20 protein-coding genes are annotated in these 22,498 nt (G+C 30.2%); 11 read left to right on the top strand and 9 right to left on the bottom strand.

Translation table 11 applies throughout. The features are described 5' to 3' along the window. Positions 1-4 precede the first annotated feature (4 nt). The 7 genes from E0Z07_RS07380 to E0Z07_RS07410 all read left to right on the top strand — a co-directional run bounded on the left by E0Z07_RS07380 (position 5) and on the right by E0Z07_RS07410 (position 6,610). Positions 5-208: a hypothetical protein gene (locus tag E0Z07_RS07380; protein WP_233446021.1), complete on the top strand. Its 204-nt coding sequence runs from the start codon at positions 5-7 to the stop codon at positions 206-208. Between the two features lie 363 nt (positions 209-571). Continuing rightward, positions 572-1,804, top strand: coding sequence for a phage integrase SAM-like domain-containing protein (locus tag E0Z07_RS07385; RefSeq protein ID WP_058699236.1), 1,233 nt, complete (start codon positions 572-574; stop codon positions 1,802-1,804). After that, positions 1,789-3,060 (top strand): hypothetical protein, encoded by a 1,272-nt coding sequence (locus E0Z07_RS07390; protein ID WP_058699237.1) that lies wholly within the window; start codon positions 1,789-1,791, stop codon positions 3,058-3,060. The genes E0Z07_RS07385 and E0Z07_RS07390 overlap by 16 nt, the downstream gene beginning before the upstream one ends. Before the next feature lie 67 nt (positions 3,061-3,127). After that, positions 3,128-3,391, top strand: coding sequence for a MerR family transcriptional regulator (locus tag E0Z07_RS07395; protein ID WP_058699238.1), 264 nt, complete (start codon positions 3,128-3,130; stop codon positions 3,389-3,391). Positions 3,392-3,490: 99 nt separating this feature from the next. Further along, positions 3,491-4,729, top strand: coding sequence for a primase-helicase family protein (locus tag E0Z07_RS07400; RefSeq protein WP_058699239.1), 1,239 nt, complete (start codon positions 3,491-3,493; stop codon positions 4,727-4,729). Positions 4,730-4,931: 202 nt separating this feature from the next. Continuing rightward, complete coding sequence (locus tag E0Z07_RS07405; protein ID WP_058699240.1) at positions 4,932-5,777, top strand: toprim domain-containing protein; 846 nt, start codon at positions 4,932-4,934, stop codon at positions 5,775-5,777. A gap of 215 nt (positions 5,778-5,992) precedes the next feature. Next, positions 5,993-6,610, top strand: coding sequence for a hypothetical protein (locus E0Z07_RS07410; RefSeq protein ID WP_131540521.1), 618 nt, complete (start codon positions 5,993-5,995; stop codon positions 6,608-6,610). Positions 6,611-6,617: 7 nt separating this feature from the next. On the opposite strand, the gene E0Z07_RS07415 is transcribed toward E0Z07_RS07410, so the two are convergent. Further along, the gene (locus E0Z07_RS07415; RefSeq protein WP_058699242.1) at positions 6,618-7,082 is read right to left on the bottom strand and encodes a hypothetical protein; all 465 of its coding nucleotides are present in this window, start codon (positions 7,080-7,082) and stop codon (positions 6,618-6,620) included. A 473-nt stretch (positions 7,083-7,555) separates the two neighbouring features. On the opposite strand from E0Z07_RS07415, the gene E0Z07_RS07420 reads away from it, so the two are divergent. Beyond that, a complete protein-coding gene (locus E0Z07_RS07420; protein ID WP_131540522.1) occupies positions 7,556-11,338 on the top strand; it encodes a DUF7149 domain-containing protein in 3,783 nt (1,260 codons plus the stop codon). Between the two features lie 367 nt (positions 11,339-11,705). Here E0Z07_RS07420 and E0Z07_RS07425 read toward each other — a convergent pair whose 3' ends face one another. Further along, positions 11,706-12,629 (bottom strand): TaqI-like C-terminal specificity domain-containing protein, encoded by a 924-nt coding sequence (locus tag E0Z07_RS07425; RefSeq protein WP_131540523.1) that lies wholly within the window; start codon positions 12,627-12,629, stop codon positions 11,706-11,708. A gap of 43 nt (positions 12,630-12,672) precedes the next feature. On the opposite strand from E0Z07_RS07425, the gene E0Z07_RS07430 reads away from it, so the two are divergent. The 3 genes from E0Z07_RS07430 to E0Z07_RS07440 all read left to right on the top strand — a co-directional run bounded on the left by E0Z07_RS07430 (position 12,673) and on the right by E0Z07_RS07440 (position 16,099). Next, positions 12,673-13,278, top strand: a complete 606-nt coding sequence (locus E0Z07_RS07430; RefSeq protein ID WP_058699245.1) for a master DNA invertase Mpi family serine-type recombinase — start codon at positions 12,673-12,675, stop codon at positions 13,276-13,278. 281 nt (positions 13,279-13,559) lie between these two features. Continuing rightward, positions 13,560-14,789, top strand: a complete 1,230-nt coding sequence (locus E0Z07_RS07435) for a site-specific integrase (RefSeq protein WP_225600313.1) — start codon at positions 13,560-13,562, stop codon at positions 14,787-14,789. Between the two features lie 194 nt (positions 14,790-14,983). After that, complete coding sequence (locus tag E0Z07_RS07440) at positions 14,984-16,099, top strand: Fic family protein (protein WP_006257453.1); 1,116 nt, start codon at positions 14,984-14,986, stop codon at positions 16,097-16,099. A gap of 1,083 nt (positions 16,100-17,182) precedes the next feature. Here E0Z07_RS07440 and E0Z07_RS07445 read toward each other — a convergent pair. The 7 genes from E0Z07_RS07445 to E0Z07_RS07475 all read right to left on the bottom strand — a co-directional run bounded on the left by E0Z07_RS07445 (position 17,183) and on the right by E0Z07_RS07475 (position 22,410). Further along, the gene (locus tag E0Z07_RS07445) at positions 17,183-17,653 is read right to left on the bottom strand and encodes a JAB domain-containing protein (protein WP_006257452.1); all 471 of its coding nucleotides are present in this window, start codon (positions 17,651-17,653) and stop codon (positions 17,183-17,185) included. 190 nt (positions 17,654-17,843) lie between these two features. Then, positions 17,844-18,356, bottom strand: coding sequence for a hypothetical protein (locus tag E0Z07_RS07450; protein WP_006257451.1), 513 nt, complete (start codon positions 18,354-18,356; stop codon positions 17,844-17,846). Positions 18,357-18,358: 2 nt separating this feature from the next. Further along, complete coding sequence (locus tag E0Z07_RS07455; RefSeq protein ID WP_006257450.1) at positions 18,359-19,279, bottom strand: relaxase/mobilization nuclease domain-containing protein; 921 nt, start codon at positions 19,277-19,279, stop codon at positions 18,359-18,361. Between the two features lies 1 nt (position 19,280). Continuing rightward, complete coding sequence (locus E0Z07_RS07460) at positions 19,281-19,580, bottom strand: plasmid mobilization protein (RefSeq protein ID WP_131540524.1); 300 nt, start codon at positions 19,578-19,580, stop codon at positions 19,281-19,283. A gap of 98 nt (positions 19,581-19,678) precedes the next feature. Next, positions 19,679-20,512, bottom strand: a complete 834-nt coding sequence (locus E0Z07_RS07465; protein ID WP_233446022.1) for a toprim domain-containing protein — start codon at positions 20,510-20,512, stop codon at positions 19,679-19,681. Positions 20,513-20,782: 270 nt separating this feature from the next. Next, on the bottom strand, positions 20,783-22,024 hold the full coding sequence (locus tag E0Z07_RS07470) for a primase-helicase family protein (protein ID WP_006257447.1): 1,242 nt from the start codon (positions 22,022-22,024) through the stop codon (positions 20,783-20,785). Positions 22,025-22,122: 98 nt separating this feature from the next. Further along, entirely contained in the window at positions 22,123-22,410 is a 288-nt protein-coding gene (locus E0Z07_RS07475) for a helix-turn-helix transcriptional regulator (protein WP_006257446.1), read from the bottom strand. Between the last annotated feature and the right edge of the window lie 88 nt (positions 22,411-22,498).

Consider the following 22,498-nt stretch of genomic DNA (forward strand, 5'->3'; position numbering starts at 1 on the left):
GCTTATGAAATATGGGCTTGGTCGGGTGGATACAGATAGAAAGTTATTTTATACTTCAGAAACTGTTACTAGGCAAGAGAGCAATGGAGATAAGTACTATCCGCGTACGCTGAATAATATGTATAGCATCAAATCGTACTACAATGGGAAGGGTGAGCTTGTAGATAAAGAAGAAAGGTACGAAGGAGAAAATACACGAGATTATTAGAGTATTGACATCTAACTGCTATTTTGTGTAGTTTAGTAAAAAGTAAGGTATAAAAAAAGCATCTATTGAAAAATAGATGCTTTTTTTTGTGGTCCCACCTGAACTTGTTTTGTTTTTTAATTCCTTTTTATATAGTTTTACTGATTGATAATCAGTTTATTATGATTTATTTTAATTCGTTTTAACTGACTTTAATTAATTAGAATAAAAAATTTGACCCCTAATTTGCCCCTGGGGATTTTGAGTCTTTTTTAGAGCTTTTTTTTCTCTTTTTTGTTGAAAAGAAAAACAAATTGGATTCGTACTGTTTTTTTGTGAAAATAGTCAGCCCCCTTGGTCAGCCCCCTTTAATAATTGTACAAAATGAAGTATTATTTCGAGCTAAGAAAAGACAAAGTAGATAAAGAAGGAATGATTCCTATTAGATTGATTGTTAGTGCTCCTAGAGTTAGAATACGAAAGAATTTAAGTGTCAAAACTAAGCTTGAGCATTGGGATGCAGAAATAAATCAAATTCGAAATATTAAAGGTGATAATAACCCCCTTTATAATGACTATAAGGAGTATAATGCTGTATTAGCAAATACGGTTGATAAAGTGGAACATATTTTCGATTTTTTTAAATTTAATTCCATCCCTTTTACGGAGATGCTTTTCGAGGAAAAGTTCAAATTAGATTCTGTAAGTGTAGCTATTCGTTTTTTTGACGCATTTAATGAGTATATCAAAGTATCCAGTGTTTCTAGGGCTAAGAGTACAATTATCAAGTATAACTCTGTGAAGAATTTTTTTATGGAGTTCGCAAAGTCAACAAAGTATGTCTTAAGGTTCGATACTATTGATTACCGCTTTGAAGATGCCTTTATGGAGTATTGCTTTGTAGAGCGTAATACTTTAAATAATTACTACGGGAAGTTAATTTCGACCTTAAAGGCTTTTATGCAATGGGCTTTTAATAGAGGTTATCACAATAGCTTAGAGTTTAAAAAGATTAAAAGGGTCGATAATGAAATAGAGGTAGTTTTCTTAACTATGGAGGAATTAATGAAATTGTATCACTATAATTTTACAAGTAAGTCTATGCAAAGAGCTAGGGACATGTTCTGCTTTTTGTGTTTTACCGGACAAAGGCATTCCGATATCTATTCCTTACGTGATTGTAATGTGGTAGGAGACTATCTAAACTATACAGTTGTAAAAACTAAGACAGTGCATCATCAAGTGTATTTAATGTCTTACGCTAAAGAAATTTTGGATAAGTATAAAGATTCTATTTACAGTCCAATACCTAGGATTACTTCCCAAAAGTTGAACGAGCGGTTAAAGGAATGCTGTGAGGAAGTAGGGATTACTGATAAAATTCGTTTAACCAGATATGTTGGATCTAAGAGAATCGACACAGTGGTTCGAAAGTGCGATGTGATTACCTCACATGTTGGCAGGAAAACATTTATAACAAACAGCATTATTCTAGGGATCTCAGAGCGTGTTATCAAAAGCACTACCAATCATAAAGACGAGAGAAGTTTTAGAAGGTATGTGCATGTAGGAGAATCTTTTAAACAAAAAGAATTGAATAAATGGGAAACTTTATAAATAAAATTAAGAATTTCTTTTTTGCTAGTGAAAAAAAAAATGAAAGCCAGCTTGTCTTAAAAAGCTATGCTGTCCAAGTAATAGATCATTTGCAAAATAGTAGTAGTGTAGATACAATTGATACACAGGAGCTCTATGATCTTATCCGTAGGAATTTCGATTACTCTTCCATATGTGAACTTGATAATCTATTGTGTGGTACTTCTGAATCACAATTTGTTTATTCGTTTTTAAAGAAATTTGAGTTTGATTGCGTTATTAAAAATTCACATAGAGAGTTCGAAGAAATTAAGATCAATAGTTCAACAACGGAGTATTTAGCTTTTTTATTGGGTGTTAAGAAAAAGATGATAGGTATATCTCATCTCATTAATATTCAGAAAAGTATTCATGATGTTGATACTAGAATTATTCAACAAGCCGCTCTACTTGAGAAGTATTTAGAGGAACCAGTAAGTGTCAGAGATGCTTTTGGATATTTTTTTATATATGAGAAAGAAGTAGCACAAAATCTATTTGTAAATTACTTATCTAATAGCATTAAAAAAGCAGGGGGATATCCTAATTTGGTTATGTGTTTACATAATACATTAGATGATCTAAGAATTAGATTAGATATGAATTTTATCCCCGTAGTTACTCATTTGAACTTTAGAAGTAAAGAGCTTTTTAAGTTTAATGCTTTGATAAATAATAGCTTTGAAGAGATTTATAAAATAAGTAAGATCAAAGAATACTTTTTGCAGTCAATTCCATTACAGGACTTTAAGGAAGAAGAGTTGATTAATGTAGCAGTAGATTGCTGCGATATAGGATACATAAAATTTATATTATATGAGTTTTTTAAGTTCATATGTAAAGATGAGTTTTATTTTGAAGATAAAAATGTGTTTGAGTTTTTCTGGTCTAATTGTACTGAGAAAACACCGAGCTTTAGTAAGCTTGAATTGAATTACGCACATTCGCTTTTAAATAGATTAGTAGTCGAAGATCGCCAGAACCTATATTACATAGTTGCAATATTTCTTTATTTTAAAAATGGGGATTTAATAACCAGGTTGCCAAGTAAATTACCAAAAATATTAGCCATGTATTTTGGGGTGAACTCTTTAAAGGAAAGAACTATCTACGAGCTGCTAACTAGAGATACCTTAAATAATAAGAGCTTTAATAAAGACAATAGTTATATTAATGACTGGGCAGTTATTAAACAAAAAAAATACACTAACCCATTGGTTGATAGTGGTGTGTATTGATGTGTATTGTTTTTTTTAGTTTGTAAATTAATCTTTGCTGTGTTCAAATGTTTTAAAATCGATTCAAATGAGTGCAAATGTGTTAAATGAAAAAGTCCAGAGTATATCAGATCAATCTCAAGAAGTATTGGTAAGTACTTTTTTTCCAACTGGAGATGATCGTATGTCTCAACAAGAAGTAGCAAGTATGTTTGATAGGACAGTTCAAACTATTATTAATTGGAAGAATAAAGGAAAGATCCCTTATTATGAAATTGACGGACGACCTATATTTTCTAGAAAGCAATTAATTCAAATTGCTTTAAAAAATCAACATCTTTTAAATCCATAAAAAAAGCGTTTGCCTTCTTCAAAAACCAAACGCTTAAAATTTTATTTTTTAATAAAATCCTTATAGTGCAAATATAAGGATTATAATCTATTAATTATTATGAACTTAGATTCTGCCGAATTTATTCGTGTGGGTACGGCTTATTATGCCATCATCGAACGACCTACACTCAGTAAAACAACTGAAAAAGTCATGTTACCTTGGAACAAGGAAACCATTGTAAATGATTTTGGAAAAGATTTTATTTCCAATATTAAAAAGTATTATGGCTTCTGTTGTATTCCTCAGCATATAAACTACAATAGAGAGATTGGCGACTTCTACAACATATACCACCCTATAGACTATCAAGTACAAAGATTCAATGATAATTTAGATTTCTTAGAAAGTAAGTTAGTATATACCTTAGATTTTATACGTCATATTTTTGGAGATCAATACCAGCTAGGACTGGATTATTTCAAAATATTGTTAGAATATCCCACACAGGTACTACCTGTACTTGTATTAGTTTCAAAAGCTAGGGAAACAGGTAAATCTACAATGCTTAAATACTTACGAAAGATATTTTCATTTAATGCTACTTACATTAATGCGGAATCTTTTGTGAACAATTTTAATTCCGACTTAGATGGTAAGTTATTAGTACTTATTGATGAAGTTGTTACTGATAATCAACAGATAACTGAACGTATTAAATTTCTAAGTACTGCTGATCGCAACAAAATAGAGAGAAAAGGGAGAGATAAGGAAGAAGTAGAGTCTTTTTACAAATTTGTGATGACTAGCAATTTTGAAGATTCATTTATGAAAATAGACAGAGAGGAAATTCGCTTTTGGGTACGTAAAATTCCACAGATAGAAAAGAACCCTGATTTCTTAGACTTACTCTTTAAAGAAATCCCTGATTTTCTTAATTACCTACATACAATACCCTATTCAACAACTAAGAAAACACGTATGTGGTTTACTCCAGAACAAATTCGTACTGATGCTCTTGTTAAACTAATGAATTCCGATAAAAGTAAACTACAGGATGAAGTACTAGAATTGTTGCGAGAAATTCAGGAGAGATTCGAAGAGAAGAAAATATGTCTTACTCCAATGGAAACCTGTGCTATCATAAAAAAGCTTAATAAAAGGAGTCATATAGAAGCAAACGATGTAAGAACTATCTTTAAAAGTTGGGGATTTGTACCATCTAATAATTCAAATAAGTACTTAGGATATGATTACCAATCCTACGGGGAGTTTACAAGATTAGATCGCAAAGGACGCTATTATGAAATTGAGTTGAGCAAAATTGCTCGTTTTTTTGATGACAGTGATGACAGGTAGTGTAATGTATTTAATATCAATATCTTATATGTCATCAAAATTGTCATCAAACTGTCATCAAAATAAGTTTGATGACAGTTTAAAAGATAAGTTTGATGACTGATGACAATTTGATGACAGCGTATTTTATTGAATGTAAGATGGTTATAGCGATCTGTCATCAAATATCAAAAAATCACTAAAATTTAAGTAGCATAAGATTATGACATGTGATGAAGCAAAAAAAATAAGTTTAGGCTCTATTTTAGATAAAATAGGTGGTATAAGAATGAAACAAAATAGTCGAGAGCTTTGGTATAAAAGTCCGTTTAGAAAAGAGGTGACAGCTTCATTTAAAATTGATCTCGTTAAGAATGTTTGGTTTGATCACGGCGAAGGAGTTGGAGGAAACGTCCTGGATTTAGTGATGAGATATAACCAATGTAATTTAAAGCAAGCATTGAAGTTTTTAGCCAGTGATTCATTTTCTTTTCACCAGCCAATTTTTCTTGAGCACATATCTGAAGTAGTGAAGAACTACGAAATCAAGGTTATTAAGCCCTTAACAAATATAAAACTGTTCAATTATATACATAGTAGATGTATTGATGTTGGGTTAGTTAAAAAGTACTGTATAGAGGTGCATTATTGTTTGAATGGGAGGCTGTTTTATGCAATAGGTTTTAAAAATGTGTTAGGTGGGTATGAGTTACGAAGTAAATACTTTAAAGGGTGCTTAGTAGCCAAAAGCTATTCCTGGATTTGTAATTCAAGAAAAAAGGTAGTGGTCTTGGAAGGTTGGACCGACTTTTTGAGTTTGTTAAGTCTATATCCTTCTATTGAGAAAAAATTAGATTTTATTGTGTTAAATAGTGTATCCAATAAAGATAGTATAGTAGGTGAGTTAGATAATTACAATGTAATTTATTTATGCCTAGATAATGATAACTCTGGTGAGTTAACTACAAAGAGTATTATAGATGTATACCCTAATAAGTCTAAAGATATTAGGGGAATATTTACAGGATATAAGGATATAAATGAATTTTTAAGCAGTAATAATATTTAATTATTTACTAGAATATATACTCCCGCGTATTGAGCAAGAGGAAACGGAGGTACAGGGTACCGCCGTTTTTTAATGGGCTGAATTTTAGGTGGTTGTGTCTTTAGTGGGTAGAGGGTGTATGTTGATTTTGTGGTATAAGTAATGTATAGTGGTAATTAGTTTATTTAAAGTGCTGGTTTATATAGGGTTAAGTGTATGTGAAAAATGTATGTAATATGAAAATATCAACAATTAGGTTAAGTATGTCTGTGATTGGACAAATCAATCAATTAAAAGAGAAATATGAATTGAAGAATCAGGCTGAAGCTGTTGAGCTGGTGTTTAATTTTATCGAAAAATATGGTGTAGATGTTAAGCGGGAATTTGTAAATAATACCTTAGATAACCTTTTATTAACTATGGCTAGAGTCGATAAGGAAACTAGTGAGTTACAACAGTTATTAATTAATTTAGAGAAGAGTAGTGATAAATCAAATAAGACAATCGTAAGTATGTTACGCCACAATGAAAAAAATTATTTAGTCCCTATTTTATTAGAAAGGCAAAGTGCAAGTAATCAAATTGTGGAGAACAATAGCTACATCCAAACAGAGAATAAAGCCCTTTTCGAGGAGACTATTAAGAATAAAGAGAAGGAGGTTTTAAAGTTGCAAAACTTAGTAGATCAACTACAATATGAGATAAACCGAAAACAGGTTTCAATCGATGAAGGTCAAAGAGACTTAGAAGTAACTAAGAGGCATTTAAAGGCTTTAAAGTCTCAATTTAAGCGATCTTCTCTTACGGGGAAATATTCATTATCAATTACAGAAAAAGAGTATCACAAACTATAGTTATTTTCTATTCCCACATTGTTTTATGATTTTGTGCTTGCTGTAGGACTATTAAGAACTCTTGAATTGTAAGTGTACTATTTTGGTAGTTAAATTGGAGAATAATCATTGAGAAGAAAGTGTAAGCTAGAAAATTGTAATGGGTTTGTAGAGCGTTAATTTGCTCACTTTCTAAGTCATATTTATTAACTTCATTTTGGAATGCTATTTTAGTAAAGAAACTTTCCAAAACTATATCCACTTTAGTACTTAAATAGAGGTACATATCGTCTTGGATCTTTTCTTTTTCTAATTGTTTGAATGCTAAATCTACCTTCTCTAGAATGTACAAGCTTGGCTTGTTTTTTTCTATTTGCGCTAATGCGGAAAAAAAACGGGGTGATAATTCCTGTTTATCTAGACTTTTGTAATTAATATTTAGTTTATCGTAAAAAATATAATTTAAAAAAGGGGCGAAGTATTTAATGTCCATGACCTAAAGGCAAAAAAGGCGTGTAACTAAGATCATGTCCTTATCAGAGGTTTGCGACAACCCAACAGCCAGACAGACTCAGCCCACGCCAATATAAGGCACGGGCGTAAGTCTATCGCTATGTTGGCTGTGATCTGAAGGTCGCAATTTCTGATAAACCAGTAACGATAGATTACGCTTGTTCGTAATGTTTTCAAGTACAAATGTAGGGAAGAATTGCTTAATTTAAAAAAGGTAGTCGTACGTAATTTCATATCTAACAATATTATATTTCTTATTGAAGCTTTGTTTGTAAGTTTAAATGCGTTATTCTTATTATATGTGTTGAGAGAATTGTTATTTAAGTGTTTTTTTAAGACTAATCTAGTTTGTTATTTTCTGCATGGCAGTTTTGAGTTAATTTTAAGTTATTTTAACCTATTTGAATTATTTTGTACTTTTAGCTTTTATTAATAAAAACAGTATTTAGAACCATGGGAGCAATATCAATAACTAAAGCATTAAATCCTGCATATCGTAAATTTAAACCAGTATATAATGATATAGATAAATTTAAGGTTGCATTATTAAATTGTCTTGAAGCTATTGAGATAAGTGATAAACAGAATGAGAGTGAAGAGCATATTAAAGAACCAATAAAACTTTTTTTAAAAAGCACTTTTTACCAGGATAACTTAATTAATACCAAAGGGCGTATAGATCTTGCAATTTATTTAGGAGATACAGCTAAAACTGACATAGGAGTAATTATTGAAGCGAAAAGACCTAGTAATAAAGCAGAATTTATATCTAAGGATAATTTAAATAAAAAGGCGCTTCAAGAGTTGCTCTTATATTATTTAAGGGAGCGTATTGATCAAAAAAACAATAACATTAAACACTTGATTATTACAAATGGTTTAGAGTGGTTCTTTTTTAAGGCAGAGGATTTCTACTCTCTATTTTATAAAAATTCAAGTTTAGTTAAAGAGTATATTGCGTTTCGTGATGGTTTAAAAGATACCTCTCGGAATGAGCTTTTTTATGATGAGATTGCATCTAAATACATTAAGGAGATTCAAGATAAGTTACCATTTGTTCATTTAGAATTAAATAAAGAAGAATTAAATAGCCTAAATGAGACTAAAACTACTGAGATTTATAAGTTATTTTCAAATGTTCATTTATTAGGACATAGTTTCGGTAATGATAGTAATAAGTTGAATGAGTCTTTTTACAAAGAATTGCTTCATATCATAGGTTTAGAGGAAGTAAAAGAGAGTTCAAAAAAGGTTATTATACGTAAATCAGAAAAGGATCGTGATTATGCATCACTTTTAGAAAACACTATTTTTACTCTAGAGGATAAAGATTACTTGCATCGTGTTAAAGGCTTTTCTGGAGTTGAAGATAAATCATTCGCAATTGGCTTAGAGATTTGTATTAATTGGATTAATAGAATATTATTCCTAAAGCTTCTTGAATCTCAATTGGTAAGTTATAATAATTCAGAAGATTATCGATTTTTAAACTTTACTTTTTTGGATGGTTATGACGCTTTAAATGACTTGTTTTTTTCAGCATTAGCCAAACCTTTACCTGAACGTCATGTCAAATATAAAGATAAGTTTAAAAATATTCCATATCTAAACAGTAGTCTTTTTGAGCATAGCGAGTTAGAGAAACAAGCTTTTGATATTTCTGCGCTTAAAGATGAAGAGATGGAGATTTTTTCATTAACAGTTTTAAAAGATGCTAGTGGCAATCGTTTAAAAGGCAAATTAAGTACTCTAAAATATATTTTTCTTTTTTTAGATGCATATGATTTTTCTGCGGATGCAAACACAGATTTTGAAAATAGACAAGAGAATAAGACTTTAATTAATGCCTCTGTTCTAGGGTTAATTTTTGAAAAAATAAATGGATATAAAGATGGATCTTTTTATACACCAGGTTATATTACCATGTTTATGTGTAAAGAGGCTATTCGAAAAGCGGTTGTTGATAAGTTTAAGCAAGAATATAATGGCACCATCGAAACTTTCGAGGATGTTAAAGATTATTGTTCGCAATACTTTAAGAAAGCTGATTTAGTTAAGTTTAATCAAACTATTAATAGCCTAAAAATATGTGACCCAGCTGTAGGTTCTGGGCACTTTTTAGTATCCGCTTTAAATGAAGTGATTGCAATTAAAAGCGAATTAAATATTTTGTGTAATGAGGAAGGTAATCGAATTCCTTGTGAGATCTCTATTGAACAAGATGAACTATATATTGCATACAATGAAGGGGAATTGTTTGAGTATCAACGACATGATGTTAATAGTTTAACCATACAGAAAACACTTTTCCATGAAAAGCAAAGTGTGATTGAAAATTGCTTGTTTGGTGTAGATATAAATCCAAACTCCGTTAACATTTGTCGTTTGAGGTTGTGGATTGAGTTACTTAAAAATGCGTATTATACTAGCACTGGTGAGTTACAAACATTACCAAATATAGATATTAATATCAAGTGCGGGAATTCACTTATTAGTCGCTTTTCATTAGAGGATAGTTTGAAAGCTGCTTTTAAAAATAAAGAGGTGATTTACTCCATTGAAGATTATAAAATGGCAGTAAATAACTATAAAAAGACTAATAGTAAAACGAAAAAGATTGAGATTCAAAATATTATTGACACTATTAAGTCTAACTTTAAAACTACACTAAATAATAAGACGAAAGAGGATATTGAACGAGTTTCTAATAAGTATGAGACTGAGCGTCAGCGTTTAATAAATTTAGAGTTATTCGGAGAGAAGATTAAGAAAGTTGAAAAAGATAACTTAAAGAAATTGAAAATAAGGGCTGATAAAGCAAACTTACGAAAAGAAGAGATTTTGAATAACGTGATTTATCAAGATTCTTTCGAATGGCGATTTGAGTTTCCGGAGGTTTTAGATGATGAGGGTAATTATATTGGATTTGACGTTGTTATTGGGAACCCGCCGTATATTCAACTGCAAAAAATGGGCAAAGCAAGTGATGTCTTGCAGCAATTAAGTTATTTAACTTTTGCTCGTACAGGAGATATTTATAGTTTATTTTATGAGTTGGGAAATAATATACTTAAGAATAAGGGGGTTTTAATTTTTATTACTTCTAATAAATGGATGCGTGCTGCGTATGGTGAAAGCTTACGAAAGTATCTTATTGATTACACTAATCCTTTAATACTTATAGATTTTGGTGGTATTCAAGTATTTGATTCAGCAACTGTTGATACGAATATTCTAATGTTTACTAAGGAAAAAAATAGACAACAAACACAAGCTTGTATTGTAAAAGGAAAGGTGTTAAATAATTTGAGCATTTATTTTGAACAATACTCTAACATTTCCTCTTTCAATACTACTGATAGCTGGATTGTTTTGAGTGAAATGGAACAACGTATAAAATCAAAAATTGAAGCTGTGGGAACTCCATTAAAAGATTGGGATATCAATATCTATAGAGGAATACTTACAGGGTATAATGAAGCTTTCATTATTGATGGTGAAAAGAGAGATGAACTTATTGCAGCTGATCCCAAAAGTGCCGAAATTATACGACCGTTACTCAGAGGACGTGATATTAAGCGTTATTCCTATGAATTTGCAGATTTGTATATAATTACAACCTTTCCCAGCTTAAAAATAGATATTGAAAAATATCCCGCTGTAAAAGAGCATCTTATGAGTTTTGGATATGATAGATTAAAACAAACTGGAGACAAAGGAAGTAGGAAAAAGACTAAAAACCAATGGTTTGAAACCCAAGATACGATAGCTTATTTGGACGATTTTTTTAAGCAGAAAATAGTATGGGCAGAAACTATGCGGATAAGAAAAGATAATACTGAACGTTTTCCTAGATTCTCATACACAACAGAGTCACTTTACACAGATAAGACTTGCTTTATCGCAGTTGGTAAAGATCTAAAATACGTGCTCGCCTTCTTGAATTCTATAGTTGGACGCTATCAGATCAGTCAAACAGTTTCCATGATGGATAATGGAGGATATCTTATGCAGAAAATTTATATTGAACAAATCAAGATAGCAACTTTGGTGGATCAAACAACAAAGAAGAAGCTTACTGAATTAGTTGATTCCCTACTTAAATCTCCTGATGACGATCAAGCAGATGAATTTGAAAATCAAATTAATGATATTGTATTTAATTCATTTGGAATAACACTTCATGAACAAAAATATTTAGATAAGAAGCTAGCAGAAACATTAGTAAGAGTGTAGTAATATTGATAAGAAACTTTGAAATAAATAGGACTTAGTTTTTTTGAAAAATGTGTAATACAAATCCTAAGGCTTGAGATAGGCCTAAATTAAGGCCTAACCTTTGCTTGGTATAAATTAAAAAGTGAGAAAATATTCTAACTTGAATTTCAATGTGAGAAACTAAAGTTCTTCTACAAAAAATAAAGTAGACATTTTAGTAAAGGACAAAATTATGATGCACTATAGATTGGAATGTTTCAAATAATACAACTAAATCACAAGTACAAGCTGAACCTAAATATCTATATGTCTTGACATTTTATAATTCTTTCTTCATCCATACTTAAGTTAAGATGCATAATTTAGATAATTATTTTTAACAACATTATTTAATTTCAATAAAACCAATAATATCTTTTTCTTCTTCACTTAAAGAATATAATTCAAAAATTCGCCTATCAATTTCAAGCTCTATTTCTGTGGTACATAACTGATTACTCTTTAGTTCTTGAACTTCCGAAACTAACTTTTCGAATTCTAAATTTATATTTTTAGAAACTTGTAGAACGGGAATCTTATCCAAAAATACTTTCCTTAACTCACGAGTACCACCTTGTAACTCAGGGAAATTATCAATAAAACAATATTTAAACAGTGAAGAGTTCAAAAATGCTGTCAAATAAGCAATATTTTCTCCCGTTATCATAAATGATTTATCATTATGCATAAAAGATTTATCATCTAGATAAAAAGGTAGAAACTTTGTCATATTTGGGTAAATAATTTTTTGTCCAAAAAAATTATCCCAATAGTTAATAGGCTCTTGCATCCAACTCCACCACGGCCTTTTAAAAACTTTTGTAGTTGAATTATCTCCAAGTTGTTTACTTCCAATGTATGCCGTTAAATGTTCATTTATAGCAGGGTAATTAATTGGTATTTCCGCAATTAACCTTGCGCATATTAAATACTTGTCAGCAAAGTCGTAACCATATCTTTTAATATCTCTGCCACGTAAAATAGGTCGTATAATCTCGACACTTTTAGGGTCCTTTTCAATTAATTCTTTTCTCTTTTCTTTAGAAATTATAAAAGCCTCATTAAAGCCTGTTTTTATTCCGTAATTAATATTTATATTCCATTCTTTTAAGGGAGTTCCTGCGGCTTCAATTTTCTCTATAATTTGTTTCTCAATAGGAGAAAGTACAACCCAGCTTTCGCTACTTTGAAAATCTGTAAGGTGACTAAACTGTTCAAAATAAATGCTCGTTTTAAAGTCATATAAAATGGCTAGATTTATTTTAGTCAATTAATGTTTATTTTAAACCATTTTTGTATAAAATTTATACAATATGATTTACGGATACATTAGAGTAAGTACAGACAAGCAAACAGTAGAAAACCAGCGCTTCGAGATTAACCATTTTTGTGAGAAACAGGATGTAGTAGTTAATAAATGGATAGAGGAGACAATTTCAGGATCGAAGCAGGTTGATGAGCGTAAACTAGGGAAACTTTTAAAAAAAATGAAAAAGGGAGATATTTTAATTTGTTCTGAACTGTCGCGTCTTGGACGTAATTTATTAATGATTATGGGGGTTTTAAATGAATGTATGAACCGTGATATACATGTATGGACTATTAAAGATAATTATCGCTTAGGAAGTGACATTAATTCTAAGGTATTAGCCTTTGCGTTCGGACTCTCCGCAGAAATAGAACGTAATTTGATTTCTCAGCGTACAAAGGAAGCTTTAGCGCGTAAAAAAGCGGAAGGGGTTATACTTGGTCGCCCAATAGGGAGTAAGTCTGCTAGAACGAAGCTAACAGGTCAGGAAAAAAAGATAAAAGAACTTTTAGACAAGAATGTTTCTTATAGTGCTATAGGAAGGATTCTAGGTGTACATCGGTTAACAGTAACAAGTTTTGTGAAAAATAATTCGAGTTTATTTACATAAAACAGTTTTTTATTTACTTTAATTCAGCCCCCTAACGAGCCCCCTAAAAAAAATAAACCCCTTAAACACAGTGTGTTAAGGGGTTTTTCGGTGGTCTAACCTGGGCTCGAACCAGGGACTTACTGATTATGAGCCGGAGAAATGAATGTTGTATTTAATTGCATTTTATTTCAGATCGACTGATTTTTAGCTAGTTGCAAAATTTTTAAAATATTTTTGTTTCATCTATTTGCACAATAAGTACCGATTTGTTGTACGTATGTTGTACTTTAAAATTATTTATGATGAAAACGAGTTTAAAAATTGTATTAAAAAAGACAAAATTAAGTGATGGAACTTACCCAATTAATCTTAGAGTTACTATTAATAGGAGGTCTAAATTCTATAAAACACCTTACAGTACTGCACCTAAATTTTGGAATGCAAAAGTGGGGGAGTTTACTTCTAAGTTTCCAAATTTTTTACAGGCCAATAGAATATTAAGTACGCTAAAACAAGATGCGTCAAAAGTATTGGACTTGATGATTGAACAAGAAAAAGAATTTACACTTGAAGTATTTGATTCTCTACTTCGACCAGAGAAGGTTGAGATTGTAAAATTTGTTGCTTTTTTTCAAAATAGGATTGAGCAATTCAAAGAAGCAGGTCAAGTTAGTTCAGCAAGTTCATATAATGATTCGTTAAAGGCTTTAAAACGTTTTAAGCCTGGGGTGATCAAATATGAGTTTACACAAATTGATTATTCTTTTTTAGTAGCCTTTGAAGCAGACTTAAGATCAAGAGGCTGTACAAATGGAGGAATAGGTATATATATGCGTAATATACGTGCTATTTATAATTCTGCTATTAAATCAAAAATAGCATCTTTGGAGAATTATCCATTTAGAGATTATGTGATTTCTAAGTTGAAATCTACCAAGATAAAAAAAGCGCTTACAAAAGAAGAGTTACAGCTGCTACTTGATTATGACTTTTCAGAAAATACTGAAGGAGCTAAGGTGTTGTATACTTATTTATTTAGTTTCTTTTGTCGAGGAATGAACTTTACTGATATCGCTGAATTAAAATGGGATGATATAAACTCTAATCGTTTTAGTTATATCCGAAATAAAACAGGCGTGGCTATTAATGTAAAGATACCAGAGAATAAAGACTTGGATACTATCTTAAACTATTTCAGAATCTATAGGCCATTTGATACAGATTACATCTTTTCAATCCTGGATAAAGATCTAAGCTTATATACTAAAGAAGAACTAAGAGCACGAAAAAGTAGTGTTAGGGATTATTATAATAAGCAGTTAAATATCATTGCAAAGGAATGTGGGATTAAAACAAAGATTACCTTTTATACAGCTCGTCATACTTTCGCTACTCTATCATTAAAAAAAGGGGTGAACTTATATATGCTTAAACAGGCCTTTGGGCACCAATCTATTAAAACTACTGAAGCTTATGTAGAGGATTTTAATAGAGAAGAGCTTGATCAGGCATTTGAGAATTTGTTTTAACTATGTTTGTGGGAACTGATAAAACGTGTTTTGTAAAGAGGGAAGCTTATTTGATTTTTAATAGAGATTTATCTGTTTCTATTTTACATTATAATTTAGTAAAAATACTTTGATTACAATAATGTGTGTTTTTATGTAATCAAGAGGCTTTGTTTTGTTTTTTATTTGTATTTTTGTAATCAAAATAAAAGTGTATGAATTATAATTTAGAGAAAGCGGTAGATTATCATTATGGTGTTTTTCCTCCAAAGAGTATTAATTATGCTCTTTTTATTCAAGAATTAGTGAGGGCTACTGATGCATTGGCACGTTTTGATCAAATGTTAAAAAACCTACATAACACTGAAATTTTATTAGCTCCTTTAAGAAATCAGGAAGCGGTACTATCTTCTAGAATTGAAGGTACAATTAGCACAATGGATGAGATACTTCAATATGAGGCTGATCATGAAGGTGAAGATATCACTACTGCTAAAGCCGATGTAATAGAAACTATCTTATATCAGCGTGCTTTGAAAAATGCTCAAAGTGCACTTGAAAGTGGCTATGATTTTTCATTAAGCTTTCTTAAGCAAATGCATCAACAGTTATTATATTTAGGTAGAGGAGCAAATAAATCTCCTGGTGAATTTAAGAAAGAACAAAATTATTTGGCGGATAGGTTAAAAAGAGAAATTCAGTTTATTCCTATTAGGCCAGAAAATCTAGTTGATGGATTAGAGCAGCTTTTTAAGTTTTTAGAAAATAGTGATTTTCCTCCGTTAATTAAAACTGCTATTATGCATTTGGAGTTTGAAGCATTGCATCCTTTTAAAGATGGAAATGGAAGAATTGGAAGAATGTTAATTACGCTGAACTTATGGAGAGAAAAAATTCTTTCAGAACCTCATTTTTATATTAGTGGATATTTTGAAGAAAATAAAGATGAATATATAGAACAAATGCGTAATGTTTCCAAAACAAAGGATTGGAATGAATGGATTCTTTTTTTCTTAAAAGCAGTAGAAAATCAAGCGATTAAAAATTTAGAAATAGCTGAGAGTATAAAGAGTTTGTACGAAACTACAAAAACTGAATTCTCTGAGTTACTATCTTCAAAATGGAATATAGAGATACTTGATTTTATATTTACTTATCCAGTATTTAGAAATAATAAATTTGTTAGTACCACAAAGATCCCGAATGCAACAGCAGTACTAATGATTAAAAAATTAGTTGATAATGGCTATTTAGTTTTAAGAGAAGAATCATCAGGGCGTAGAGCTGCGATGTATTCTTTTGAACCTTTAATGAAATTAGTTAGGGTATAAAAATTGTAATCAATATTTTTTGCTTACATAAAAGTGTTGTTTTTTGTAATCAAACTAGTTAGTCTTCAAAAATTGTAATCAATATTTTTTGCTTACATAAAAGTGTTGTTTTTTGTAATCAAACTAGTTAGTCTTCAAAAATTGTAATCAATATTTTTTGCTTACATAAAAGTGTTGTTTTTTGTAATCAAACTAGTTAGTCTTCAAAAATTGTAATCAATATTTTTTGCTTACATAAAAGTGTTGTTTTTTGTAATCAAACTAGTTAGTCTTCAAAAATTGTAATCAATATTTTTTGCTTACATAAAAGTGTTGTTTTTTGTAATCAAAGTAGTTAGTCTTCAAAAATTGTAATCAATATTTTTTGCTTACATAAAAGCGCTATTTTTTGTAATCAAACTAGTTAGTCTTCAAAAATTGTAATCAATATTTTTTGCTTACATAAAAGCGCTATTTTTTGTAATCAAACTAGTTAGTCTTCAAAAATTGTAATCAATATTTTTTGCTTACATAAAAGTGTTGTTTTTTGTAATCAAACTAGTTAGTCTTCAAAAATTGTAATCAATATTTTTTGCTTACATAAAAGTGCTATTTTTTGTAATCAAACTGATTTGTATGAAAGTAGTGAACTTTTGGCGTTTTTTTAAATTGTGTAATTAAATGGCCTAAAAAAGAAATATATATACTGTTTGCTCTTTTAGCTTTTTTTTGTAATACACTAAGGTTATATACCTTTTTATATTTGCTTTATCTTGCAGGTATCTTGTTCGGTTTGAGGTACAGTTTTTATTTAAGGTAACATAATTATTGTTAGGTTCTCGTATTGATAAGTATAGTTTTAAGGAATTCTAGAAATGCCCGATTCTAACTAAGAATTGAAATTGCTTAAAATCAGTTGTTTTTTTATTTGATGGTTATTTGATACAAACCTAGTTTTAAAAGTTAAACTACTTAAAATTAGCTTTTTTCTTATTTGATGTTTATTTGATAAAGGGTATTTTTAGCTTCTAAGTAAATTCATTTGAGTCAAATACAAAAGTGAAAAACTAGAGTAATTAAGAATATATAAAAAAACAAAGACACCTATAAGGTGCCTTCGTCTGCAAAGGAGTAGTAACTCTCTTCGGTTATAATTAAGTGATCTAAAAGAGTAATATCAAGTATCTTGCTTGCTTCTTTTATCTTTCTTGTAATTTGTCTATCAGGATCACTTGGAGTTAACTTTCCAGATGGATGATTGTGAATAATTATAAAAGCTGTAGCATTAGCCTTTAGTAAAGCTGAGAAAATAATTCTTAAATCTACTATTGTTGCGGTTATTCCTCCTGAGGAAGCTTCTAATACTCCAAGTACTTTATTGTTGTTAGAAAGCATAAGAACTTTAAACTGTTCTAACAATTCAATCTTATTACCATCCCAAGCCTTTAATGCTATTTGATATGCATTGTAAGAAGATGTAATTTGAGGTCTCTGTGAAGCCTTTACTTTTGATTTGTAAATTAATTCTACTTCTGAAGCGATAAGCCATTGTTTGTCTAAAACTGTAGTTTCCATAATATTAAATTTTTAAATTAATTATGGAGCAACAGTTGGTAATGGCTTAGCAAGCGCAAGAAACGGGCGCAATAAAGCGAAGACTTTAGTCAAGCATTTATGGGGGTTTTCTTGCTAGCGAACCGCGAGGCATTGCCTAACTTTGTGTAATTGTTAATAAAAAATAAAACTAAAACTAAAAATCAATGTACTATAAAGACTTTTTTGTGTTATTTTCAGAAGTGATTTTCCACTTTTTATAGACCTCAAAGTTCTTTGGATTCTCTTTAAAGAATTGATTCAGATACATTAATTCAAGATTCGATTTCTTATTATTTTCTATTAACTGATTATAATCAGAGTAATGAATTGATTTTTTAATCGCAACGTAAATTGATAAACCACTTGTGAGTAAAAGAAAAATATTAAGGGCTATGATGTAGAACATCTTTTTATGACTAATAGCCCTATATACTTTTAAAAGGTCTTCTTTAGTATCATAAAGTGTGGACTGAAATGCAGTGAAATCATCTTGTAATCTTTGTCTATTATTTGACTCAATTTTGTGTAATTCAGACACATTTACTTTTACTTCAATATTATTTATCCTGTTTGAAAGCTGAGTTTGCAGAGTAATATTTTGCTTGAGTTTTTCTTGCAAGTGAACTACCTGCTGAAATAGTAACTCAGTGAGTTCTGTGAGTGTAGGTTGTCTCTTTGCCATAGTTAAAGATTTAATGTTTGTTTTCGTTTTTTCTTTTTAGTTATATCAGGCATATAATCCTCATAGTAATTTCCATAAGCGTTTAAAAAACTAAATAGACTTACTGTATTTGTATTCCAATTTTCAAAACAGATTTGTTTGTCTTGGTCTTTATATAATACAGTATGAAATAAATCATTATTTGGTTTTGGTATGTTATTTTCAAAGAGTTCATTCAGTTTTAAATTCCGATCAACCTCACTTGCTTTTAGGTTTGTGTTGGTTGGTAAATGAATAAATCTATATCCTTGAATATTACCTTGTTTGTTTACAGTTGGTTTTACTTCTATTTGATGTGCTAGCATCATATTGATGTATTGATCTAAGTTTTTAGGACGCTCTTTTAAAACAAAATAATGAGCCTTTTTTATTATTTCAGCTGTCTGTTTCTGATTAGTTTTTAAAAGCTCTTTTCTATTTAGATTTTCTTGTCTTATTGAAGTCCAATTGTATTTTAGGGCTATTTCGTGAGCAATACTCTGTGCTTGAAATCCGATATAGTTATCTTTTAGTGCTTTTCCATTCTCATCAATACGGTTAATCAAAATGTGAATGTGTTTGTGCTCTTTTTCAGTATGTAAGTAAGCGATGTATTGCGCGTCTTTGGGATCTAATTTTAAACCAACTAAAAAATCTTTTACGAGATTTTCTAAATCTTGGTTTGTCATTTTTCTACTATCTTCAATAGTAGGGGATATAACAACGGAGATTGTATTGTTTTTACAGCGAGTGTTTTGATTTTGTAGAATCTGCATGGTTTGATACATATCTTTCGGAGTTTCCCCCGAAAGATTATTTCTAGCAAGTTCATAGCCTTTACTTGGATTAATTACATAATTAAAAAGTGCTGCTCCTCCAATACATGTTTTTGCTTTAGCTATCATATTACTTTAGTTTTTCAAGGTGAGCTCTAATTAAGTTTGCTGTTTCAATGGTGGATTCTTTTACCTTCGTGGTATCTCCAAGTTTAAAAAGGTTACCTATTCTTCTAAAGTTGTCAGCAAATTTGTTTAGTAGTTTGTAAATTTCAATTTCATCTTGAGTTAGTTTATAACTTACAGAATACCCCAGGGCAGTACTTCGTAAATATTCAGAAACGCTACAACCAATTTTCTTTGCTTTGTTTTTTATAAGCAGAGATTCAGTAAGGGTAACTCTAAATTCTATCTTGTGTTCTCTTTTCATCGTCTCACCAATTTTGCGACCTTCGGGAGAAAAACGAGTGGTCTTTGTTCCGGTTCAAATTTTCAATTTGTAAGGACAAAGACACATCTCGATGATTCTCACGTCAGTTTATCGCGGTTAATACTCAGTAAATAATCATTGACATCCTTGTAATCTTTATATCTAACTCTTGCATCTTTTGTAATTAATGGAAATGCTGAAATTAATTTCTCAGTTGCTTTATCTCCAGCAGTATCATTGTCAAAACAAGCAACTATGGTTTTATATTTAGATTCAAATGTTTTAGAATCGTCTAAGGTTTTATATAAAAACTTGTTCGAGGATTGAATAAGTGTGATATCTAAAGTATTAACGGAGTTTAAAATGATGTAATCAAACCTATATTCTAAATTAGGTTTAAGAGTTATAAAGGATAAAAAGTCGATAAAGGCTTCAAATAAAAATACGGTAGATGAATTATTATTAATATAGGTAGGATATTTGGAGCCTAAGCATATTTGAACATATTTGTTTCTGAGTTCTACCCCATCAAGTTCATTTTGAAAACCTATTGCATAATAAGCTTTATCTTTAAGAATATAATGTATTTCCTTACAGTACTTTTGAGTTGTTTTAATGCATAAGCCTCTTTGCTTGATGTAATATATAAGATATTTATTTCTCAGAGGTTTAATTGCTGTAATCTCATAATCTTTCTCATCTGTATTAACCGGTGAATTAAAAAGTTGCTGGTGAAAAGAAAAAGAATTGTTTGCTAAGATCTTTAGAGCTTCTTTTACATCACATTTGTAATATAGCATTACAAAGTCAATTACATTTCCTTTATATGTACTATCGCCAAAGTCATAGAATACATTTTTAGTTATACTCACACTAAACGAAGGGGTAATTTTCTGCTCTAAAAGGAGAGTGGTACCAGGCTTGTTTATCATTGATTTTAGTTGGTTTTATACCAAGGCTATCTAAAATAGAAATAATCGATATGTTTTTTGCTTCTTGAATATTCATAATTTGAGTTGTTTGGTTGTATGTTGTTGATTTATAGTGTTTAAAGTGGTATCTGTATGTCATTTAGTTGTCATCTGAGCATCTGATCATAATTGTACTAATAGTGAATTACATTCATTAGATGAGCGCAGATGAGTCGTAGATGACAAGTAGTTTATGATTTATTAATACTTAAGTTGTTGGTAAATAGCTTATTACTTTTTTATGTCATCTGTCATCTGATTTAAAAGTATTTCTTTTGAAATCCTGTAATATTTACCCTTGTGAATAGTCCGTTTTAAAGTATTATCCTCTATTTTGACTCGTTCATAATTATTTGAGTTAGTTGATCGAACTAAGGCTATGTTTTCAAGTGTTGTTTGTATCTCTCTCATTGTGATATTATGACCTCTGTTATAATAATTCAGCAGAGCATTAATATCCGAAGGAGTGGTATCTATTTGATCAATATCAAATTCATTGAATATAATATCAAGTATATCAAGCACTAGGTTCTTGTTTTGAAGATCTACATCGTGTTTTAGTTTATGTAAAGCTTCTGTGTGTAAAGTCTCTGGAGTAAACCACATCCGGGTTTTGTTTTCTGTAGAGAAAGGAACTCTATAGAGATAGTTTAAAAAAATGGGAATTTCCTTAATGAGTTTGGTGTAAAACTCAGTAGTTCTGTTTTTAATAAGAGGGACTTTAATAACCCAAAACCTTGTTTCTTCTTTATCTATCTTTAGAAAGTTATGTTCGTGATTACTTGTCATGATAATCTTAAGAAATGATCTTTGTTCAATTTTCTCTTGGCCTTTGTATTCAATTGATTGATACATAGCCGTTGAAATGTATTTAATTGCTTCAACAATATCTTTGTTCTCAGATTTTACTTCTTCTATTAATAAGAGAAGTTTACTATCCATCTCACTGTTGAATTTTTCTGTAAATGCATTAGCCTTTATAAATACAGCATTTTTATCAAAGATTTCTTTTATCCAATTTAAAAATGTGGTTTTTCCTGTTTCACGATTCCTAGATACAAGTACTATAATTGGCAATATTTGCTCTGGATAGAATAGTAGAATTTTAAAATAATCTATTGCAAGTAAGTATTGATTTCCAAAGATGTGATGCAGAAAATAACTAGTAATAGGTATCTGCTGTTTAAGGGAATCTATAGATAATGGGCTTTCTGTGTCAATGTGATATAAAATAGGAGAGTAGGAATTAAAGTAATCTCCTATAAAATGAGTGTAATTAATGTGACAGGGTTCACATTTATAACCAAAGAATTTGGGTAACTCTTTGATGATATCCTTTCCAAAGTCAGTGATGATTTCAGACTTTTTCCACAGTTTACGTTCAACAATGATTTCTTTACCGTTGACGTTCTTCTTTCTTATCGCATAGTACTCTGTTCCTATTCGAATATATTCTGTTGCAGTTGTATTCATATCAAAAAATTTTCAGAAAGAAGTAGCTATATTTACTACTGTTTTCTTTTGTTATCGAAATAGTTATTTAAGCATTGATAGTAGGGCTATCAATGCTTTTATTTTTTTAACTGTTTTGAAAATTGTGATAGAACTTCTTGGTCGGTAAAGACTCTATATTGTTTAATCCACTCAATTATCTCAAGGCGGTCAAAGAATAAAGTGCCGTTTGTGGGTTTGTGATGAGGAATTAAGTTTTTAGAAGTTAACTTATGAATAGTACTGTCTGAAAAGCCAGTATAAGCCATCAAATCTTTAATAGTGAAGATTTCTTTTTGAAACTGATTACCTTTAGTAATCATTAGCTTGATCTCGTTAAGCTCTTGAATGATTTTTAGCGTTGTCATAATAAATGTTTTTTGGATTATGACGCTAAACTATTGTAATGAAGCTACTTGAAATGGTTGTTTGTCGGTGAACCGACATTTAATTTTA

This window comes from Myroides odoratimimus (genome assembly GCF_004337635.1).
Lineage (GTDB): Bacteria > Bacteroidota > Bacteroidia > Flavobacteriales > Flavobacteriaceae > Flavobacterium > Flavobacterium odoratimimum.

What these genes read in the sequence shown, in the direction of transcription:
- E0Z07_RS07380 (WP_233446021.1), top strand. Translation starts at nt 5, where the DNA reads ATGAAATATGGGCTTGGTCGGGTGGATACAGATAGAAAGTTATTTTAT.
- E0Z07_RS07385 (WP_058699236.1), top strand. Translation starts at nt 572, where the DNA reads ATGAAGTATTATTTCGAGCTAAGAAAAGACAAAGTAGATAAAGAAGGA.
- E0Z07_RS07390 (WP_058699237.1), top strand. Translation starts at nt 1,789, where the DNA reads ATGGGAAACTTTATAAATAAAATTAAGAATTTCTTTTTTGCTAGTGAA.
- E0Z07_RS07395 (WP_058699238.1), top strand. Translation starts at nt 3,128, where the DNA reads ATGAGTGCAAATGTGTTAAATGAAAAAGTCCAGAGTATATCAGATCAA.
- E0Z07_RS07400 (WP_058699239.1), top strand. Translation starts at nt 3,491, where the DNA reads ATGAACTTAGATTCTGCCGAATTTATTCGTGTGGGTACGGCTTATTAT.
- E0Z07_RS07405 (WP_058699240.1), top strand. Translation starts at nt 4,932, where the DNA reads ATGACATGTGATGAAGCAAAAAAAATAAGTTTAGGCTCTATTTTAGAT.
- E0Z07_RS07410 (WP_131540521.1), top strand. Translation starts at nt 5,993, where the DNA reads ATGAAAATATCAACAATTAGGTTAAGTATGTCTGTGATTGGACAAATC.
- E0Z07_RS07415 (WP_058699242.1), bottom strand. Translation starts at nt 7,082, where the DNA reads ATGGACATTAAATACTTCGCCCCTTTTTTAAATTATATTTTTTACGAT.
- E0Z07_RS07420 (WP_131540522.1), top strand. Translation starts at nt 7,556, where the DNA reads ATGGGAGCAATATCAATAACTAAAGCATTAAATCCTGCATATCGTAAA.
- E0Z07_RS07430 (WP_058699245.1), top strand. Translation starts at nt 12,673, where the DNA reads ATGATTTACGGATACATTAGAGTAAGTACAGACAAGCAAACAGTAGAA.
- E0Z07_RS07435 (WP_225600313.1), top strand. Translation starts at nt 13,560, where the DNA reads ATGATGAAAACGAGTTTAAAAATTGTATTAAAAAAGACAAAATTAAGT.
- E0Z07_RS07440 (WP_006257453.1), top strand. Translation starts at nt 14,984, where the DNA reads ATGAATTATAATTTAGAGAAAGCGGTAGATTATCATTATGGTGTTTTT.
- E0Z07_RS07445 (WP_006257452.1), bottom strand. Translation starts at nt 17,653, where the DNA reads ATGGAAACTACAGTTTTAGACAAACAATGGCTTATCGCTTCAGAAGTA.
- E0Z07_RS07450 (WP_006257451.1), bottom strand. Translation starts at nt 18,356, where the DNA reads ATGGCAAAGAGACAACCTACACTCACAGAACTCACTGAGTTACTATTT.
- E0Z07_RS07455 (WP_006257450.1), bottom strand. Translation starts at nt 19,279, where the DNA reads ATGATAGCTAAAGCAAAAACATGTATTGGAGGAGCAGCACTTTTTAAT.
- E0Z07_RS07460 (WP_131540524.1), bottom strand. Translation starts at nt 19,580, where the DNA reads ATGAAAAGAGAACACAAGATAGAATTTAGAGTTACCCTTACTGAATCT.
- E0Z07_RS07465 (WP_233446022.1), bottom strand. Translation starts at nt 20,512, where the DNA reads ATGATAAACAAGCCTGGTACCACTCTCCTTTTAGAGCAGAAAATTACC.
- E0Z07_RS07470 (WP_006257447.1), bottom strand. Translation starts at nt 22,024, where the DNA reads ATGAATACAACTGCAACAGAATATATTCGAATAGGAACAGAGTACTAT.
- E0Z07_RS07475 (WP_006257446.1), bottom strand. Translation starts at nt 22,410, where the DNA reads ATGACAACGCTAAAAATCATTCAAGAGCTTAACGAGATCAAGCTAATG.